The organism is Nonomuraea sp. NPDC003727 (assembly GCF_053586935.1).
Genome location: NZ_JBSFNE010000022.1, coordinates 31,729 through 50,610, shown reverse-complemented (window position 1 = coordinate 50,610; position 18,882 = coordinate 31,729). Strand labels below are relative to the sequence as shown.

The window sequence follows — 18,882 nt, the reverse complement described above, 5'->3', positions numbered from 1 at the left end:
ACGGCTCGGCAAGACGGCCTGTACGTCGACCTGGAGCCCTGGAGCTGTTTGACCTTGACGCTGCGTCAACTTCTAGCATCGGGGCCATGTCGATCACTGTTCTTGACACCTACTCCGCCATGCGGCGGATCCTGCTGGCCCCGGTCGCGGACCGCGTTGACCTGCTGCGTTCGATGCTGGAGCCCACCATGGGCATGTACCGCTACCACCCCGGCGAGGTCGACCTGGTGGCCATGCACCTCGAAGCGTCCGGGTTCCCCATCGACCGCGACGAGGAGCGTTGCCTCGACGCGCTCGAAACCCTGGCGGCGGCCGGAGCCTGGGAGCGGATGCGACGCGCCCTCGACGACGCTCTCGCCGTACTGCTGGAGGCGACGCCGGGGCTGGGGGCCCCGGACATCACCGTGCTGTTCGTGCTCGGCGACCCGGGTGACGAGCACTTCATGGGTCCCTGCCAAGGAGTGACCGGGTTCGGCGGCATCTCGGGCCACATCGTGATCACGCTCTGGCCCTTCCCCGAGAACGTGGAGCGGCTGGAGGCCACCGCCGTGCACGAACTCCACCACAACCTGCGGTTCGGCCCGGGCGGCGTTGTGTGGGACCCGATGACCGTCACAGTCGGCGATCACATCGTCTCCGAGGGCCTGGCCGACGCGTTCGCCCGACAGCTCTACGGCGACGAGCTCGGCCCCACCCGCATCGGCGTGCCGCACCTGCACGACGACGAGATCTTCGGCAAGGTGCTCACCGGGCTCGACGTGACAGGCATGCAGAACTTCACCGCCTGGGTGCACGGCGACCCCAGCGCCGAACGCTTCGGCCTCACCCCGGTCGGACTGCCGATGGGCGCCGGGTACGCCGCGGGCAACCGGCTGGTCGACACCTACCTGGCGGCGACCGGGCAGACGGCGGCGCAGGCCCTGCACGCCGACAGCTCGGAGATCATCGCCACCACGCTCCGCCGCGGGTAACACTGGGACGATGGAGTGGACGATCCAGGAACTCGCGACGAGGGCCGGCATCACCAGCCGCACCCTGCGTCACTACGACCGCTTCGGGCTCTTGGCTCCGTCCCGGGTCGGCGCGAACGGGTACCGCTACTACAACCCCGCCGCGGTCGCCCGGCTACAGCGGATCCTGCTCATGCGCCGGCTCGGCATGGGCTTGCCGGCCATCGCCGAGGTCCTGGCCGACGAGGTGGACACGTGCGACGGGCTCCGCGCCCACATCGCCGCGCTGGAAGAGGAACGGGACCGTATCGAACGGCAGATCCGGTCTGTGCGTCACACGCTCGAGGCCCTGCAGTCGGGGGCGGAACCGCGGATGGACGTCATGTTGGCGGGGTTCAACGACCGCTACAAGGACGAGGTGATCTCGCGCTGGGGCGAGCGCGCGTTCCAGGTGAGCAACGACTGGTGGCACGGCAAGACCCTTGACCAGCAGCGGGCCTGGAAGCAGGCCGCCGAGGACCTCGTCGCCGCATGGGTCGCCGCAGTGAAGGCCGGGGTTTCTCCGACATCGGAACACGCTCAGTCACTGGCTGCCCGGCACGTCCAGTGGCTGAGCCAGATCCCGGGTACCCCCACGGCCGAGGGCGACCGGGAGCGCTCGATCGACATGGTGAAGGGCCTGGGGGACATGTACGTCGACGACCCCCGCTTCGGCGGCATGTACGACGACGCCGTAGGGGCGACATTCGTCCGCGACGCCCTGCACGCGTACGCGCGGACCCGGATGTAGCTCGTCACGGACGGGCAGTGCAGGGCCGTACCCAGGGGTGTGCGGCTCGGCGGGGGTCAGCGTCGGCGGCGCCTGGCCGTGCCGAAGACCGAGCGGCTGATCTCCCGCCCCAGCGCGCTGGCCGCCGACCGCGCGAAGGACTTGAAGACCGCCGACCCGAGCACCGCCTCCAGCACCGAGGGCTGCTCCTGCGGCGCCCGCGGAGCGCGCGGACCGGGAGCGGGCGCGGGCGGGGGCAAGGGCGAGGCAGGCGGCGGCGGGGCCATCCTGGCGGCCAGCAGCTCGTAGGCCGACTGCCTGTCGATCGGCCGGCCGTACCTGGGCAGCAGCGGCGAGGCCGCCACGATCCCCCCTACCAGGCCCGGGTCCGAGGGCGCCATCAGCGAGCGCGGCGCGAGCAGCCTGGTCCAGGCGACGGGTGTGGGCACGCCCGTGTCCGACAGCACGGTCACGACCGCCTCGCCGATGCCGAGCCGCGTGAGCAGCTCCTCCAGGTCGTAGTCGGAGTGCGGGAAGGTGGAGACCGTGGCCTTGAGCGCCTTGGCGTCCTGCGGGGTGAAGGCGCGCAGCGCGTGCTGGACCCTCGCCCCGAGCTGGGCCAGCACGTCGGCGGGCACGTCCTTGGGCGTCTGCGTGACGAAGAAGACGCCGATCCCCTTCGACCTGATCAGCCGCACCGTCTGGGTGATCGAGCGCAGGAACGCCTTGGAGGCGTCGGTGAACAGCAGGTGCGCCTCGTCGAAGAAGAACACGAGTTTGGGCCGGTCGGGATCGCCGACCTCGGGCAGGTCGGCGAACAGGTCGGCCAGCAGCCACATGAGGAAGGTGGAGAACAGGGCGGGCCGGTCCTGTACGGCCGGCAGCTCCAGGATCGACACCACGCCCCTGCCGTCCGGGGTGACCCGCATGAGGTCGCGGGTGTCGAACTCGGGCTCGCCGAAGAAGCGGTCGGCGCCCTCGGCCGACAGGTTGGTCAGCGCCCGCAGGATCACTCCCGCCGTCTGCTTCGACAACCCGCCGACGCCCTTCAGCACCTCCGGGTTGTCGACGAGGTACTGGATGACCGCCCGCAGGTCCTTCATGTCCAGCAGCGGCAGGCCGTGGGTGTCGGCGAAATGGAAGATCAGCCCGAGCGACGACTCCTGGGTGTCGTTGAGTTCGAGCACCTTGGCCAGCAGCGTGGGGCCGAAGGCGGTCATGGTGGCGCGCAGCGGCACCCCTTCGCCGAGCCCGCCGAGCGCGTAGAACTCCACCGGGCACGCGGCGCCCGACCAGTCCTGCCCGATCTCCCGTACCCGCCTCAGCAGGCCGTCCGAGGGCTGTCCCTGCGACGCCATGCCGGACAGGTCGCCCTTGATGTCGGCGAGGAAGACCGGCACGCCCTGGGCCGACAGCTGCTCGGCCATCAGCTGCAGCGTCTTGGTCTTGCCGGTGCCGGTCGCGCCCGCGACCAGCCCGTGCCGGTTGAACATCCGCAGCGGCATGCGGATCGGCGCCTGCGCCTGCGGCTCGCCGTCGGCGACGAGGACGCCGAGCTGGACGGTGGGGCCTTCGAAGTCGTAGCCGTGTGTCATAGTTCGGTGTACTTCCTGCCGGCCGCGGGCGTCGTGCCGTACAGCTCGGAGATGGTGACGAACCGGTAGCCCTTGTCGGCGAGGCTCTCGACCACGTCGGGCACGGCCTCGACCGTGGTGCGGTGGATGTCGTGCATCAGCACGATCGACCCGCCCGTGGCCTTGGCGGCGCGCCGGGCCACGACGGAGGGGACGCGGTCACGCCAGTCGAGGGTGTCGACGCTCCACAGGATCTGGGCCAGCCCCAGCCTGCGGGTCTCGGCCGCGACCCTGGCGTCCGTCGACCCGTACGGCGGGCGCATCACGGTCATCCGCACCCCGGCGACCTGCTCGACCACGTCCTGGGTACGGCCGAGCTCGCGCGCGATGCCCTCGTCGGACAGGCTGGGCAGTTCGGCGTGGCTCCACGAGTGGTTGCCGATCTCGTGCCCGGCGGCGACCATGCGGGGCAGCGTGTGGTCGCGGTCGGCGGCCACCATCTGTCCCACGACGAAGAACGTCGCCTTCACCTCGAGGTCGTCGAGCTCGTCGAGCAGCCAGGGGGTGTACCTGCCCGGGCCGTCGTCGAAGGTCAGCGCCACGCACTTGACCTCCCTGCAGTCGACCGTGAGGTCGGGATGCGGCCAGCCGGGCTGGACCGCCGTCAGGGACTTGGCCAGGGCGCCGGGGTCGACACGGGCGGGAGCCCGCGCGCTGAGCCGTACGACGCCGCCGCCCTTGACCGCCGCAGGTGTGCCACATCCCGCCACCAGCATCATGGCCAGCAGCCCTGACCACACCCGCATGCTTCCCCCCGAAAGCGCGCTCGGGGGACCACGTCACGGATAGTCCTGGACCGAGCCCCCCCGTAGCCCCTTGGCCAGGTCATGCCACCAGACTGGGATATCAGCCTGGAGCTCGGTGTGGCGACGCGCCACTCTGATAGCACATCCAACCGGATCCGTACCCAAATGCCGACGTTTCACCGAACCCTCTTGCCATCGGTAGAACCCGTCGCGGTACCGCACGACAAGTCCTATCCACACCGAGAGAGTGGCGTCGTCGCCCACCTCGTAGGCGCTGGTCACACCCAGGCCTGTCAGCTCCGCGTGAAGCTTCTCGATCGCCGCACGGGACTCAGTCAACGCGCAACCCCCTGTCGAGGACGTGTCGCACATGGGGGATGTACCCAGCTTGGGGGCGATCGAGTGCCCGCAACGGACAACACATACCGTAATCATGGAACCACGGAGTGTTCCTGGAAAGCCGTTCGACGCTATTGGTATCGATCTACGCGCGGGGCCGTCCAACGCCGGAGCCCGCGCCCCTCGGGGACACGGGCTCGGGACAGGCCGCCGGTCGGGCGGCCGCAGGCGGGCGGGCGGCGACGGCGTGATGCCGGTCGGGCGGCCAGGGGCGGGCGGTCCGGCGTGGTGCCGGTGCGCCCGCGCGGGAAGCTCTAGGCGGCCACGCGCTGTGCGGGCAGACGGAGGGCGCCCTCCTCGCGGGCGTACTCCTCCAGCATGCCGCGCAGCTGCCGGCGGCCGCGGTGCAGCCTGGACATCACGGTGCCGATGGGGGTGCCCATCCGCTCGGCGATCTCCTTGTAGGCGAAGCCTTCGACATCGGCCAGGTAGACGGCGACGCGGAAGTCCTCGGGCAGGGCGCGCAGCGCGTTCATCACCGCGCTGTCGGGCAGCTGCTCGAGCGCCTCGGTCTCGGCGGACTTCAGGCCGCTGGACATGTGCGACTCGGCCGCATGCAGCTGCCAGTCCTCGATCTCCTCGGCGGCCGAGAGCTTCGGGGAGCGCTGCTTCTTGCGGTAGTCGTTGATGAAGTTGTTGGTCAGGATCCGGTGGAGCCAGGCCTTGAGGTTGGTGCCCTCACGGAACTGGTGGTACGACGTGTAGGCCTTGGCCACCGTCTCCTGAACCAGGTCCTCCGCGTCGGCGGTGTTACGGGTCAGACGCATCGCGGAGGCGAACAGCTGCGAGGTCACGGGCACGACGTCGCGCTCGAACCAGTCCTGGCGCTGCTCTTCGGTCATAGTGATCATGTACATTCCCCCTCCATGCTCTCCCCCCGGTGCCTGTCAGTCGCCCAGGCGTAACCATCCTCGCGAACCACACGTAAGGGTGGTGTTAGGAGTTCTACCTGGTCAGGGGGCCTATCGGTCCGTATGCTCGCGGCGTGCACCATCACGTCCACGGCCGGACAAGTCTCATTATCGTAACACTCTTTACTCAATTGCGCCCTAACTGTGGGCAGAGTCACATGAGATAGCGTATGGACCATGGAATACGTGGACCGTCACGACAGTCGGGTCCGGCGCTGGGTCGCCGAGGCCATCCGGAAGGTGGAGGCCGACACCAACCGCAGCTCTGACACTCACCTCCATGTGTTTCCGCTTCCCCCGCACTGGGGGGTAAACCTCTACCTGAAAGACGAGTCGGTACACCCCACCGGTTCACTCAAGCACCGCCTGGGCCGCTCGCTCTTCCTGTACGGCCTGGCCAACGGCTGGATCGGCCCCCTGACCACGATCGTCGAGGCGTCCAGCGGCTCCACCGCGGTCAGCGAGGCGTACTTCGCCAGGCTGCTCGGCCTGCCGTTCGTGGCGGTGATGCCCGCGACCACCTCGCCGGAGAAGATCTCCCTCATCGAGTTCTACGGCGGCAAGTGCCACCTGGTCGACGACCCCTCCGCGATCTACGCCGAGTCGCACCGGATCGCCACCGAGACCGGCGGCCACTTCATGGACCAGTTCACCTATGCCGAGCGGGCCACCGACTGGCGCGGCAACAACAACATCGCCGAGTCGATCTACGCGCAGATGTCCATGGAGCCCTACCCCGAGCCTGAGTGGATCGTGGTCGGGGCCGGCACCGGCGGCACCTCCGCCACGATCGGGCGCTACATCCGCTACCGCCGCTACAGCACGCGGCTGGCGGTCGTCGACCCGGAGGGCTCGGCGTTCTACCCGTCGTGGGTGTCGGGCGAGGAGGAGGGCGCGCCGGGGTCGCGGATCGAGGGCATCGGGCGGCCGCGCGTGGAGCCGTCGTTCCTGCCCGGCGTGATCGACCGGATGATCAGAGTGCCCGACGCGGCCTCGATCGCCGCCATGCGGTGGGTGCGCCAGGTCACCGGGCGCGACGTGGGCGGCTCGACCGGCACCAACGTGGCGGCGGCCGTGCGGCTCATCACCGAGATGCGGGCCCAGGGCGAGCACGGCAGCCTGGTGACGCTGATCTGCGACAGCGGCGACCGCTACCGCGGCACCTACGGCGACGACGCGTGGCTGGCCGCCCAGGGCATCGACATCCAGCCGGACCTGGCCGCCTTCCGGGCGTTCCTGTCCTCCTGACGAGGGTCCCCGGAAAAACCTGACAGGGTCCCCGGAAAACCTGACGGGGCCCCGGAAGAGCGCGACGGCCCCGCGCCGGAGGTGGCACGGGGCCGCGTGCGGGAGCGGAGGGTCAGGCGGACCGCGCCGGGTCCACGCCGAAGATCTTCGCGATGTCGTCCAGCATGGAATGGGCGCCCTGGATGCCGACCGCGCTCATCCACGTGGTGTCGGCCACGTCGTGCTTCTTCCCCTTGAGCTTGCCCCACAGGGGGTTGTTCACGAACTGCTGCTTCGGCGCCTCGGCCGACGGGTCGGCGTAGGTGGAGACGAAGATGTGGTCGGCGTCGAACTCGGCGATGCGCTCCTGGCTGATGTCGACGGCGATCGCCTTGGGGTCCTTCGGCTGGTCGGCGGGACGGGTGAAGCCCACGTCCTTCAGCACGATCCCGGAGTAGGAGTTCTCGACGTACAGGCGGGTGGTCGGCTCGCCGGCGAAGCGGACGACGGAGACGGTCGGCAGCGCGCCGTCCTTCTTCTTGATCTCGTCGCCGATGGTGGCCGCGCGCTCCTCGAAGGCCTTGATCCTGGTGTCGGCGAGGTCCTCCTTGCCGAGCGCCTGGCCCATGAGGCGGATGTTCTCCTTCCAGATGGCGCCGGTGGTCTCGCTGAACACGGTCGGCGCGATCTGCGACAGCTTGCTGTAGAGGGCCTCGTGCCTGACCTTGGCCGAGACGATCAGGTCGGGCTTGAGCGCCATGATCTTCTCGAGGCTCGGCTGCTCCAGCGTGCCGACGGGGGTGGCCTCCTTGCCGTACTGCTGGGCCACCTCGCCGAGGTAGTCGGGCAGCTTGTCGTCGATGGAGCGGTAGGTGGTGTAGCCGACAACCGGCGTCTCCAGCGTGAGCACCGCGTCGACGAAGCTCTGGTCCAGCGCGACGACGCGCTTGGGCTGGGCGGGGATCTTCGTCTCGCCCATGGCGTGCTTGATCACGCGGAAGGGAGCGGCCCCTGCCGACTGCGTGCCCGCGGGCTGGTCCGCCGGGGTGGTGGTCGAGCCGCAGGCGGCCATGCCCAGGCTCAGTACGGCTCCCGCCACGCCCATGGCCACAGCGCGCAACGCGTTCATCGAATCTCTCTCCAGGTTTAGGTTAGGCAAACCTCATTTAGATTAGCTATGCCTAAGCTGGCATACTTCACCGGGGCCGGCAACAAGGAAGGAAAGCCACGTGGGACGACGCAGTGCGGTGTTCTGCGGGCTTCTCGCCGTCGTCGCGGTCGCCGCCGTGATGAGCATCACGATCGGGTCCAAGCCGGTGCCGCCCGCCGACGCGTGGCACGCGCTGGTGTCCCCCACCGGCACCGAGAACGACATCGTGATCCGCTCGCTGCGCGTGCCGCGTACCGCGCTCGGCATCCTCGCCGGGATCGCGCTGGGCGTGGCGGGCGCGCTGATGCAGGGCCACACCCGCAACCCGCTGGCCGACCCCGGCCTGCTCGGCGTCACCCAGGGCGCGGCGTTCGCGATGGTGGCGAGCATCGTCTTCCTGGGCGCGACGAGCCTGTACGCCTACATCTGGTTCGGCCTGGCCGGGGCGCTACTCGCCAGCGCGGGCGTGTTCGCGCTCGGCATGGTGGGCGGGCGCGGCGGCCCCACCCCGGTCACGCTCGCTCTCGCGGGCACCGCCGTCAGCGCCTTCCTCTACGCGCTCACCTCGGCGCTGGTCCTGGTGGACGAGCAGGCCATGGACGTCTTCCGGTTCTGGCAGTCCGGTTCGATCGCCGCCAGAGGGGCGGATGTCGTCTGGCAGGTCGTGCCGTTCATCCTCGTCGGCCTCGTGCTCGCGATGATCAACGCGCCGGGGCTCAACGCCCTCTCCCTCGGGGAGGACGTCGCCCGCAGCCTCGGCCAGAACATCGCCCTCACCAGGGGCGTCGGCATCGCCGCCGTCACCCTGCTGTCGGGCGCCACGGTCGCGGCCTGCGGCTCGCTGTCCTTCATCGGGCTCATCGTCCCCCATCTGGCCCGCCCGCTGTCGGGCACCGACCACCGGTGGCTGCTGCCGTTCTCCGGCCTGGTGGGGGCCGCGCTGCTGCTGGTGGCCGACGTGATCGGCCGGGTGGTCGCCCCGCCGGGCGAGCTGGAGGTGGGCGTGGTGCTCGCGCTGATGGGCGCCCCCTTCTTCGTCGCGCTGGTCCGGCGCAGGAAGCCGGTGCGGCTGTGACGTCTCTCGCGTTGAGGATCGGCGGCCTGTCCTGGCGGGTACGGCTGCGCGGCGCCGCCGTCAGCGTCGTCGGGCTGGCCCTGGTCCTGCTGGTCATGGCGCTGAACATGCGCATCGGCGACATCCCGATGACGCTGGTCGAGGTCGCCAGGGCGGTGGTCGACACCGGCAGCGCCAACCACTTCGTCGTCATGGACCTGCGCCTGCCCCGCGCGCTGACCGGCGCGCTCGTCGGCGCGGCGCTCGCCCTCGCCGGCGCGATCACACAGTCCATCGCCCGCAACCCGCTGGCCAGCCCCGAGATCCTGGGCGTCACCACCGGCGCCTCCGTCACCGTGGTGGCGGGCGTCGTGCTGTCGGGCAGTGCCTACGGCGGCGTCAGCGGCCTGCTGGCCAGCATCGGCATCCCGGCGCTCGCCCTGCTGGGCGGCCTGCTGGGCGCCTCGATCGTCTACGCCCTGGCGTGGCGGCGCGGCCTCGACGGCTACCGCCTGGTCCTGGTCGGCATCGGTGTGGCCGCGGTGTTCACGAACGTGAAGTTCTGGCTGCTGACGGTCGGCGACGTCAACGACACCGGCAGGGCCATGGTCTGGATCGCCGGCTCGCTCAACGGCCGCGGGTGGGAGCACGTCCATCCCGTCGCGATCGCGGTGGCGGTGCTGGTCCCGCTGACCCTGCTCGGCACCCGCTCTCTCGACGCGCTGCGCTACGGCGACGACACGATCACCTCGCTCGGCGTGCGGATGAACCTGGCACGCGGCCTGATGCTCCTGGCCGCCGTGCTGCTGGCCGCCGTCTCCACCGCCTCGGCCGGCCCCATCGCCTTCGTCGCGCTGGCGGCGCCGCAGATCGCCCTGCGCCTGGCCAGGTCGGCGCAGCCGCCGCTGGTGTCCTCGGCGGTCGTGGGCGCGCTGCTCACCGCAGCCGCCGACCTGATCGCCCGTGTCGCCTTCTCCCCCATCGAGCTGCCCGTCGGCGTCGTGACCGCGGTGCTGGGCGCGCCGTACCTGATCCACCTCATCTGGAGGGCACGCACATGAGGCTCCAGGCCGTGAACGTGAGGCTCGGCTACGGCGAGCGCGTCATCGTGGACGGGCTCGACCTCGGCGTCGAGACCGGCACCGTGACCACGATCATCGGGCCGAACGGCTGCGGCAAGTCCACCCTGCTGCGCGCCCTCGGCCGCCTGCTGAAGCCCTCGGGCGGTGAGGTGCTGCTCGACGGCAAGCGCATCGACCGGATGCCCACCCGCGAGGTCGCCAAGGTCCTCGGCATGCTGCCCCAGTCCCCCACCGCTCCGGAGGGCCTGACGGTCTCCGACCTGGTGGCCAGGGGCAGGCACCCACACCAGACGTGGTACCGCCAGTGGTCGTCCGACGACGAGTCGTCGGTCGCCAGGGCGCTGGCGATGACGGGCCTGGCCGACCTGGCCGAGCGCCCGCTGGACGAGCTGTCGGGCGGCCAGCGGCAGCGCGCGTGGATCTCCATGGCCCTGGCCCAGGGCACCGACCTGCTGCTGCTCGACGAGCCGACCACCTTCCTCGACCTGGCACACCAGGTGGAGGTGCTGGAGCTGGTACGGCACCTGCACACCGAGGCCGGCCGGACCATCGTCATGGTGCTGCACGACCTCAACCTGGCCGCCCGCTACACCGACCGCCTGGTCGCCATGCGCGCCGGACGGGTCGTCGCCGCCGGCACGCCGCACGAGGTGCTGACGGAGGACCTCCTGCGCGAGGTGTTCGAGCTGGACGCGATGGTGATCGACGACCCGGTCGCCGGCACCCCGCTCGTCGTCCCCATCGGCACCAGGGTGCCGGTCAGGGAGCGGCTGGCTCCAGAACCACGTTTCTGAGCGGCGACCTCGCCGCCGCCAGGGCGATCAGGAGGCTGACCGCTCCCGCGAACGCCATGAGCGCGTACGCGTCGTGCACGGCCGACTCGAAGACCCCCGCGGTCAGCGCGGCCAGCGGGATGGCCAGGAAGGCGATCATGCGGGCGGTGCCCAGCACCCGGCCCAGCAGGTGGTCGGGGACGAGGCGCTGCCGTACGGTCATGACGGCCACGATGCCCACGCCCGCCGCGGCGAACTGCCCCATCCACGCCAGCCCGATCAGCAGCGGCCCGCGGGCCGGGATCAGCGCCAGGATGGACACGCCCTCCAGCAGCATGCCGGCGCTGATCAGGGTGACGGGCCTGACCCTGGGCAGCAGGCGGCCACCGAGCAGGGCGCCGAGCACCGCGCCGGCGCCCTGGAAGGCGTAGACCACGCCGATCTGCCCGGGGCTGAAGTGGTGGTAGGCGGTCAGGTAGAACACCATGTCGGCCAGCAGCAGCCAGACCCCGAAGTTGCCCGCGAAAGCGAACACCGCCAGCGTCAGCACCGTCCGGTCCGCGCCGAACAGGTACCCGAACCCCTCCCTGAGGTCGGCGAGCACCGACCGGTAGGCCCTCGTCACGGCCGGAGCGGTCCTGATGAGCGCGATCAGCGCCGCCGACAGCAGGAAGGTGGCCGCGTCCACGTAGATCGCCACCTGGTGGCCGAAGGCGACGACCAGCGCGCCGCCCAGCATCGGACCGAGCAGGTTGACCGCGTGCTCGCCGATGTGGATGCGCGCGTTGGCCGGCGCCAGCCGTTCGACGGGCACGAGCGACGGCACGAGCGCCCGGAAGGCGGGCTGGTAGAGGGGATCGACGCAGGCCAGCAGGAACGCCATCGCGTAGATCAGCCAGAGCGGCGGCGCGCCGAGCGTCACCACCACGGCCAGGGCGAGGGCCAGGGCACCCGCGGCGAGGTCGCCCGCCACGAGGATCACCTTGCGGCTGTGCCGGTCGGCCAGCACGCCGCCGAACATCGCCAGGGCGAGGTAGGGCAGGTACTCCAGCACGTAGACCAGACCGGTGCCGAGCGCGGAGCCCGTCAGCTCCAGCACCAGCAGCGGCAGCGCCAGCCGGTAGATCCACGTCCCGAGCGAGGAGACCAGGAACCCGGACAGCAGAAGCCAGAACCCCGCGCCCATCGCTCTCACTCCCCCGACAGCGCCGCTCTGATGTCCTGGTCGTCGGGGGCCAGCTCGGCGGCCCTGCGCAGGTCCGCCGTGGCCTGCTCGGTACGGCCCGCGGCCCGCATCGCCATCGCCCGGTTGAACAGCAGCTCGGGGTTCTCCTTCAACGCCACGGCCCGGTCGAGGTCGGCCGCCGCCTCGCCGTACCGGCCGAGGTCGAACTCCAGCGCCCCCCTGCTCGCCCACGCCTCGACCAGGCCGGGGTCGGCTTTCAGCGCCGCGTCGAAGGCCGCCCGCGCCTCGGCCGGTCTGCCCTCGGCCGCCTCGATCTGGCCCAGCACGCACAGCAGGTGCGCGTTGCCGGGAACGAGGCCGAGCCCTCGCTCGACGTCGCTCCTGGCCGGGCCGTACCGCCCGGTCGCCGCCCTGAGCCCGGCCCGGTTGACGTAGGCGGGGGCGAAGTCGGGATCGAGCTCCAGCGCGTGGTCGAGGTCGTGGAGCGCGCCGTCCAGGTCGCCGGCCGCGTAGCGCAGCTCCGCCCGGTTGTAGTAGGGCTCCGGCCACGGCGGGCTGAGCCGCATGGCGCTCTCGAAGTCGGCCAGCGCCTGCTCCGTCCGGCCGAGCCTGCGCAGCAGGTCTCCCCTGTCGAGGTAGTAGTCGGGATAGCCGGGGTCGATCTCGATGGCGCGGGTGTAGTCGGCCAGCGCCTGCTCCGGCTCGCCCGACATCGCCCTGAGCTGGGCCCTGTTGGCGTACAGCACGAGCCGGTGGATCGGGTGCACGTCGGCCAGATCCCGCTCGGCCAGGTCGATGGCCGCCTGGACCAGGCGCGCCGACTCGCCGAACCGTTTCCTGCGCACCTCGATCAGCGCCTTGGCGTTGAGGTCGAAGCCCAGGTGGAAGGCGCGCTCGCGCGGGTCGGCCAGCAGCGAGGTGATCGTGATGGCCTCGTTGATCCACGCCACGGCCGCCTCGGGATCGCGCGCGGCCTGGTCGTGGTGGCGCACCAGCAGGGTGGCCAGCGAGCAGGCCACCGACGCCCGGTGCCTGGGGTCGACGGTGTGCCGCCTGGCCTGCTCGTACAGGTCGGACGCCGCGTCCTCCCTGTCGATCGCCTCCAGGGCCCCGGCCGTCCGGTGGATGAGTGTCATCCATCGCTCGGGGTCGTCGTCGTGGCGCAGATCCTCCAGCGCGGCCAGCCCCGCCTCGGCCATCGCGTGGTGGAACCCCTCGTCGCGGTAGCGGTCGAAGTCGGGCGGGACGGGGCCGCCCGGTCGTGAGGCGCCGGCGACGACGGTCAGCTCCGGCACCCGCCTGCGCAGGACCTCGACCAGTTCGGTGTCGGTCTGGTCAGCCGCTTCGAGGTTGTCGACGGTCACGGTGCGGCGCTCGCCGTCGAGGCAGGCCCGGACGAACTGGGCCAGCCCGTTGGCGATCCGCAACGTGCGGCGGGCGCCGGGGATGAGGATGCGCTCCGCCTGCGGGAGCGCCTCGGCCAGCGAGGACCTGCTCCTCGGGATCTTCAGGTGCGGCGCGGCGGCGGCGATCTCGATGTCGTGCGCGGCCACCAGGTCGGGCCGTCGCTCGAGGGCTTCGGGGACGAACAGGTCGAGGAGGGCGGCGGCGAGCGTGTAGGGCCCGTGGATGCGCCGGTCGGCGTCGATGACGGTCACGTGTACGCGATCCCCTTGAGGGTTTCCTGAGCGGTTTCGTGGTCCGGACAGCAGCGTGGCCGGCGTCCCGTCAGGGGGACGCCGGCCACCCGCCGATCAGCCCTTGTGCCGCGGAGCGGCGGAGCCTGCCGGCTTGACGGAGCCGCTCTTGTACACGACAACCTTCTTCATGTCCACCTTCTTCGTCGGACCCCACGAAGAGACCGCGGACGTTCGCGCAGCCGTCCGCGATCTCGTATTGACCGACTCATGTGAACACGGCTGATCATCGAGATCAAGAGAATGTCCGATAAGGGACATTTCCTCGCTTAAACGGACATGCCCCGTGCGGGAGCACGGGGCAGCCGAAAACATGTTTGAACGTCAGTCGCCCAGGATCGCGTCGACGAACACCTCGGGGTCGAACGGCGCCAGGTCGTCCGGGCCCTCGCCCAGGCCCACCAGCTTCACCGGCACGCCCAGCTCGCGCTGCACCGCGATGATGATGCCGCCCTTGGCCGTGCCGTCGAGCTTGGTCAGCGCGATGCCGGTGATGTTGACCACCTCGGCGAAGACCTGCGCCTGCCGCATGCCGTTCTGGCCCGTGGTGGCGTCGAGGACCAGCAGCACCTCGTCGACCGTGGCCTTCTTCTCGATGACCCGCTTGACCTTGCCGAGCTCGTCCATCAGGCCCGTCTTGGTGTGCAGGCGGCCCGCGGTGTCGACGATGACCACGTCCGCCTTGTCGTCGATGCCCTTGGAGACCGCGTCGAAGGCCACCGAGGCCGGGTCGCCGCCCTCGGGGCCGCGCACCACCTCGGCGCCGACCCGCTCGCCCCAGGTCTGCAGCTGGTCGGCCGCCGCGGCGCGGAAGGTGTCGGCCGCGCCGAGCACGACCTTCTTGCCGTCACCGACCAGGACGCGGGCCAGCTTGCCCGTCGTGGTGGTCTTGCCGGTGCCGTTGACGCCGACGACCAGCGCGACCGCCGGGCGCTCACCGTGCTTGCCCACCCGGAGGGTCCGGTCGAGCTCGGGGTCGATCTGCTTGAGCAGCTCCTCGCGCAGCAGCCCGCGCACCTCCTCCGGGGTGCGGGTGCCCAGGACCTTGACCTTGGTGCGTAGCTCCTCCACCATCACCTGGGTCGGCGCGATGCCGACGTCGGCGGTGATGAGGCTCTCCTCGATCTCGTCCCATACCTCGTCGTCGAGCCTGTCGCGGGAGAGCAGCTCCAGCAGGCTCTTGCCCAGGACGCTCTGCGAACGGGCGAGGCGTGAGCGCAGCCGTACCATCCGGCCCGCGGACGGTGGAGGGATCTCCACCTCGGGCTTCTTGATGAGCGGCTCAGCCGGCTTGACCGGAGGCGGCACCGTGGTCGTGGCGCCTTCCTCCTCGGGCTGCGCCCGCTCGGCCTCCGGCTCGGGGGCAGGCTTGACCTCGGGCGCCTCGACCGGCGGAGGCACGGCCTTACGCCCCGGTCTGTACAGGAAGAACATGCCGCCGACCGCCAGAACGGCGACGGCGATCACGATCACGATGATGCCGAGGTATTCACTCACAGCAACTCAGTTTTCCAGATCGTCCGGGATGGTCACGCCCCGCAATGCCACGTGCTGTACAAAATCAGACGTTCTCCCTCAGACGCTGAGAGACCACCTGGGTGACGCCGTCGCCGCGCATCGACACGCCGTACAGTGCGTCGGCGATCTCCATCGTCCGCTTGTTGTGCGTGATGACGATCAGCTGGGAATTCTCCCTCAGCTCCTCGAACAGCGTCAGCAGGCGTTGCGTGTTGGTGTCGTCGAGCGCCGCCTCGACCTCGTCCATCACGTAGAAGGGCGACGGCCGCGCCTTGAAGATGGAGACCAGGAACGCGACCGCCGTCAGCGACCGCTCGCCGCCCGACAGCAGCGACAGCCGCTTGACCTTCTTGCCCGGCGGCCTGGCCTCCACCTCGATGCCCGTGGTCAGCATGTCGCTGGGATCGGTCAGGATCAACCGCCCCTCCCCGCCGGGGAAGACGCGGGTGAAGATCTGCTCGAACTCCCTGGCCACGTCCTCGTAGGCGGAGGCGAACATCTGCTCCACCCTGTTGTCGACCTCCTGCACGACGGTCATCAGCTCGCGCCGCGTCTTCTTGAGGTCCTCGAGCTGGGAGGTCAGGAACGCGTGGCGCTCCTCCAGCGCCGCGAACTCCTCCAGCGCCAGCGGGTTGACCTTGCCGAGCTGGTTCATCTGCCGCTCGGCGGCCTTCATCCGCTTCTCCTGCTCCTCGCGCACGTAGGGAACGGGCGGGTCGCCGGGGACCAGGGCGGCGGGGCCGTACTCGGCGATCAGCGCCTCGGAGGAGATGCCGAACTCCTCCAGCGCCCGCTCTTCCATCTGCTCGAGTCGCATCCGCTGCTCGGTGCGGGCCATCTCGCTGCCGTGCACCCTGTTGACCAGCTTGTCGAGCTCCTGGCCGAGCTCCCTGACGCGCAGCCGTACCTGCTTGAGCTCGGCGTCGACGGCCACCCGCGCCAGGTCGGCCTCGTCGCGCTCCCGCGCGGCCAGCTCGATCGAGGCCATCAGGGCCCGCAGCACCTGCTTGGCGCCGCGCACCACCGACTCGGCGACCGCCGCCTGCCGCCTGCGCCGCTCCCGCTGCACGGCCGCCGTCAACCTCTCCTGGCGCTCGCGCTGGGCGGCCCGCAGCAGCCCGTCGGCCCGGCCCGCGATGCCCTTGACCCGCTCCTCGGCCGTGCGGACCTGCAGGCGGGTCTCCATCTCGGCCTGTCTGGCCAGCTGGCAGGCGGTGGCCAGCTCGTCGCGCGCCTCGGTGGTCGGCTCGGTCTCCAGCTCCTGGGCGTACTCGGCCTCGGCGAGCTCGATCTCCAGCTCCGACAGCTCGGCCAGCCCCTCCTCGCGCGCCTCCTGCGCCGCGCGCACGCCGGCCGCCAGGCGCTCGGACTCCTCGGCCGCCGCCGTGGCCGCGGCGCCCAGCTGGGCCAGCCGCCTGGCCGCCGCCGCGCCGGCCTGGTCGGCCTCGCGCTGGCGGGCCCTGACCCGGTCGAGCGCGCTCTGCGCGGCGCTCACCCCGGCCTGCGCGCTCCCGGCGGCGCTCTGCGCCTCGTTGACGTGGGACTGCGCGGCCTCCAGCGCGGCCTGCGCGGCCAGCTCGCCGGCCGCTGCCGCCTCCAGGTCGACCGCCGTGCGCTCGGCGCGCTCCCTCGCCTCCTCCAGGTCGGCGACGGCGTCGTCGAGCGCGGCCCGCACCTGCAGGACGGAGGTGCCGCCCTCGGATCCGCCGCTGGCCAGGTGGGCGCCGACGACGTCGCCGCCCCGCGTGACGGCCCGCACCTCCGGTTGCCGCTCGACGAGGAGGCGGGCCGCCTCGAGGTCGGTCACGACCGCGACGTCCGCCAGCAGATGGTCGACCGCCGCCCGCAGCTGCTCGGGCACGCCGACCAGCTCGGCCGCCCACCGGCCCGCGTCCGGCAGGACGGCCCGCCCGCCCGCCGAACCCGCGAGCCCGTCAGGGGCCGCCGTCACCAGCAACGTCGCCTGTCCCGCGTCCTTGGCCCGCAGGTGCTCCAGCGACTCCACCGCCGCGCCGAGCGACTCGACGGCGACCGCCTCGGCCACCTGCCCGAGGGCGGCCGCGACGGCCACCTCGAAGCCTGGCGTGACCGTCATCGTGGCGGCCAGCGGCCCGAGCACTCCCGGCAGGCCGGCCGCCACCAGCGCGGCCCCGCCGTCGGCGCCCTTGGCCAGGCCCAGCTCCAGCGCCTCACGACGGGCCTGGAGCGCCGCGACGGACCGCTGCGCCTCCTGGTCGGCGCCGCGTGCCGCGGCGGCCGCGGCCTTGGCGGCCTGCAGCTCCGCGCGCGGCACGGCCAGCGCCTCCTTGGCCCGCTCGACGGCCTCGCGCGCGGCGTCGGCCGCCGATGCGGCCTCCTCGACGGCCGCCTGGGCCGTCAGCAGCTCCTCGGTGAGCGCCGGATCGACGGCGGGCTCCTCGGCCTCCTGGGCCTGCAGCTCCTCGCGGGCGCGGGCGGCCCGCTCGTCGGCCTCCGCGACCGCCCTGCTCAGCCTGCCGATCTCGTCCTCGGCGGCGCGGGCCCTGCTGCGCGCGGAGTCGACCCGCCCGCGCAGCCTGGCCAGCCCTTCGCGCCGGTCGGCCGCCGCCCTGGCGGCCATCGCCAGGCGCTGCTCCTCCGCCTTCAGCGCGGCCTCGGCCTCCTCGCGCCTGCCCACGGCCGCCTCCAGCAGCTCCTGGGCCTGCTCCAGCGCCGCGGCCAGCTCCAGCTCCTGCTCGCGAACCTCGGCCGCCTCCCGCTCCAGCTCCTCGGGATCGCGGCCGCGCCGCTCGATCGAGGCGGCGTCGAGGGCGTGCCGGTGGCGCTCGGCCGCCAGGTGCTCCAGACCGGTGAAGCGTTCGCGCAGCGACGCGAGGCGGAAGAAGGTCTCCTGGGCGGCGGTGAGCCTGGGCTGCGCCTCGGCCTCGGCCGCCTCCAGCGCCTCCTCCCGCCGCTGCCCCTCGGCCAGCTCGGCCTCCACCTGCGCCCTGCGCGCCAGGATCGCCGCCTCGTCGGCCGCCTCCCTTTCGAGGGTCTCGCGCAGGATGCACACGTCGTCGGCCAGCAGGCGCAGCCGCGCGTCGCGCAGGTCCGCCTGGATCACGGCGGCCTTGCGGGCGATCTCGGCCTGCCGGCCGAGCGGCTTGAGCTGGCGGCGCAGCTCCGTGGCCAGGTCCTGGGCGCGGGTGAGGTTGGCCTGCATCGCGTCGAGCTTCCGCAGCGCCTTCTCCTTGCGCTTGCGGTGCTTGAGAACGCCGGCGGCCTCCTCGATGAAGGCCCGCCGGTCCTCGGGACCCGCGTGGAGAACCGCGTCGAGCTGCCCCTGGCCCACGATGACGTGCATCTCGCGGCCGATGCCCGAGTCGGACAGCAGCTCCTGGATGTCGAGCAGCCGGCAGGTGTCGCCGTTGATCGCGTACTCGCTCTGGCCCGACCTGAACATCAGGCGGCTGATCGTGACCTCGGTGTAGTCGATCGGGAGCGCGCCGTCGCTGTTGTCGATCGTCAGCGTCACCTCGGCCCGGCCCAGCGGCGGGCGGCTGGAGGTGCCGGCGAAGATGACGTCCTCCATCTTGCCGCCGCGCAGCGACTTGGCGCTGTGCTCGCCCATGACCCAGGCGAGGGCGTCGACGACGTTGGACTTGCCCGAGCCGTTGGGGCCGACCACGCAGGTGATGCCGGGTTCGAGGCGGAGGACGGTGGCCGAGGCGAAGGACTTGAAGCCGCGCAGCGTGAGGGTCTTCAGATACACCGAACGCTGCCCTCCCCTGAAACGACTTCGGGAAAGCCTACTGGGCCGCGGACCCG

The 18,882-nt window shown here is 71.4% G+C and carries 14 protein-coding genes; 6 read left to right on the top strand and 8 right to left on the bottom strand.

What is annotated here, in order from left to right; all coding sequences use genetic code 11:
* The first annotated feature begins 86 nt into the window (after nucleotides 1–86).
* Both ACWDLG_RS37890 and ACWDLG_RS37885 read left to right on the top strand, forming a co-directional pair.
* Nucleotides 87–971, top strand: coding sequence for a DUF2268 domain-containing protein (locus ACWDLG_RS37890; protein WP_449929339.1), 885 nt, complete (start codon nucleotides 87–89; stop codon nucleotides 969–971).
* Nucleotides 972–981: 10 nt separating this feature from the next.
* On the top strand, nucleotides 982–1,740 hold the full coding sequence (locus ACWDLG_RS37885) for a MerR family transcriptional regulator (RefSeq protein ID WP_449929337.1): 759 nt from the start codon (nucleotides 982–984) through the stop codon (nucleotides 1,738–1,740).
* 56 nt (nucleotides 1,741–1,796) lie between these two features.
* Here the strand turns inward: ACWDLG_RS37885 and ACWDLG_RS37880 are convergent, their stop codons facing one another.
* From ACWDLG_RS37880 to ACWDLG_RS37870, 3 genes are all read right to left on the bottom strand, one after another.
* Nucleotides 1,797–3,314, bottom strand: coding sequence for a helicase HerA-like domain-containing protein (locus tag ACWDLG_RS37880; RefSeq protein ID WP_449929335.1), 1,518 nt, complete (start codon nucleotides 3,312–3,314; stop codon nucleotides 1,797–1,799).
* Nucleotides 3,311–4,099 carry a polysaccharide deacetylase family protein gene (locus ACWDLG_RS37875; RefSeq protein WP_449929333.1) on the bottom strand — a complete coding sequence of 263 codons (789 nt, stop codon included), beginning with the start codon at nucleotides 4,097–4,099 and terminating at the stop codon, nucleotides 3,311–3,313. Before ACWDLG_RS37875 ends, ACWDLG_RS37880 begins: the two co-directional genes overlap by 4 nt.
* Nucleotides 4,100–4,752: 653 nt before the next feature.
* A complete protein-coding gene (locus ACWDLG_RS37870) occupies nucleotides 4,753–5,349 on the bottom strand; it encodes a sigma-70 family RNA polymerase sigma factor (RefSeq protein ID WP_354922027.1) in 597 nt (198 codons plus the stop codon).
* Between the two features lie 237 nt (nucleotides 5,350–5,586).
* Between ACWDLG_RS37870 and ACWDLG_RS37865 the strand changes: the two genes are divergently transcribed.
* On the top strand, nucleotides 5,587–6,657 hold the full coding sequence (locus ACWDLG_RS37865; protein ID WP_449929331.1) for a PLP-dependent cysteine synthase family protein: 1,071 nt from the start codon (nucleotides 5,587–5,589) through the stop codon (nucleotides 6,655–6,657).
* A 112-nt stretch (nucleotides 6,658–6,769) separates the two neighbouring features.
* Here the strand turns inward: ACWDLG_RS37865 and ACWDLG_RS37860 are convergent, their stop codons facing one another.
* The gene (locus ACWDLG_RS37860; protein ID WP_449929329.1) at nucleotides 6,770–7,765 is read right to left on the bottom strand and encodes an ABC transporter substrate-binding protein; all 996 of its coding nucleotides are present in this window, start codon (nucleotides 7,763–7,765) and stop codon (nucleotides 6,770–6,772) included.
* Nucleotides 7,766–7,865: 100 nt separating this feature from the next.
* On the opposite strand from ACWDLG_RS37860, the gene ACWDLG_RS37855 reads away from it, so the two are divergent.
* Genes ACWDLG_RS37855 through ACWDLG_RS37845 form a run of 3 tightly spaced genes read left to right on the top strand, consistent with a single transcriptional unit; the run spans nucleotide 7,866 to nucleotide 10,716 of the window.
* Nucleotides 7,866–8,861, top strand: coding sequence for a FecCD family ABC transporter permease (locus ACWDLG_RS37855; protein WP_449929327.1), 996 nt, complete (start codon nucleotides 7,866–7,868; stop codon nucleotides 8,859–8,861).
* Entirely contained in the window at nucleotides 8,858–9,901 is a 1,044-nt protein-coding gene (locus tag ACWDLG_RS37850; RefSeq protein WP_449929325.1) for a FecCD family ABC transporter permease, read from the top strand. Before ACWDLG_RS37855 ends, ACWDLG_RS37850 begins: the two co-directional genes overlap by 4 nt.
* Nucleotides 9,898–10,716 carry an ABC transporter ATP-binding protein gene (locus tag ACWDLG_RS37845; protein WP_354922007.1) on the top strand — a complete coding sequence of 273 codons (819 nt, stop codon included), beginning with the start codon at nucleotides 9,898–9,900 and terminating at the stop codon, nucleotides 10,714–10,716. The genes ACWDLG_RS37850 and ACWDLG_RS37845 overlap by 4 nt, the downstream gene beginning before the upstream one ends.
* On the opposite strand, the gene ACWDLG_RS37840 is transcribed toward ACWDLG_RS37845, so the two are convergent.
* The 4 genes from ACWDLG_RS37840 to smc all read right to left on the bottom strand — a co-directional run bounded on the left by ACWDLG_RS37840 (nucleotide 10,682) and on the right by smc (nucleotide 18,826).
* A complete protein-coding gene (locus ACWDLG_RS37840) occupies nucleotides 10,682–11,881 on the bottom strand; it encodes an MFS transporter (RefSeq protein ID WP_449929322.1) in 1,200 nt (399 codons plus the stop codon). The genes ACWDLG_RS37845 and ACWDLG_RS37840 overlap by 35 nt on opposite strands.
* A 5-nt stretch (nucleotides 11,882–11,886) precedes the next feature.
* On the bottom strand, nucleotides 11,887–13,539 hold the full coding sequence (locus ACWDLG_RS37835; RefSeq protein WP_449929320.1) for a tetratricopeptide repeat protein: 1,653 nt from the start codon (nucleotides 13,537–13,539) through the stop codon (nucleotides 11,887–11,889).
* 363 nt (nucleotides 13,540–13,902) lie between these two features.
* Nucleotides 13,903–15,075 carry a signal recognition particle-docking protein FtsY gene (gene ftsY / locus ACWDLG_RS37830; RefSeq protein ID WP_449929318.1) on the bottom strand — a complete coding sequence of 391 codons (1,173 nt, stop codon included), beginning with the start codon at nucleotides 15,073–15,075 and terminating at the stop codon, nucleotides 13,903–13,905.
* Nucleotides 15,076–15,139: 64 nt separating this feature from the next.
* Nucleotides 15,140–18,826: a chromosome segregation protein SMC gene (gene smc, locus ACWDLG_RS37825; RefSeq protein WP_449929316.1), complete on the bottom strand. Its 3,687-nt coding sequence runs from the start codon at nucleotides 18,824–18,826 to the stop codon at nucleotides 15,140–15,142.
* Nucleotides 18,827–18,882 lie beyond the last annotated feature (56 nt).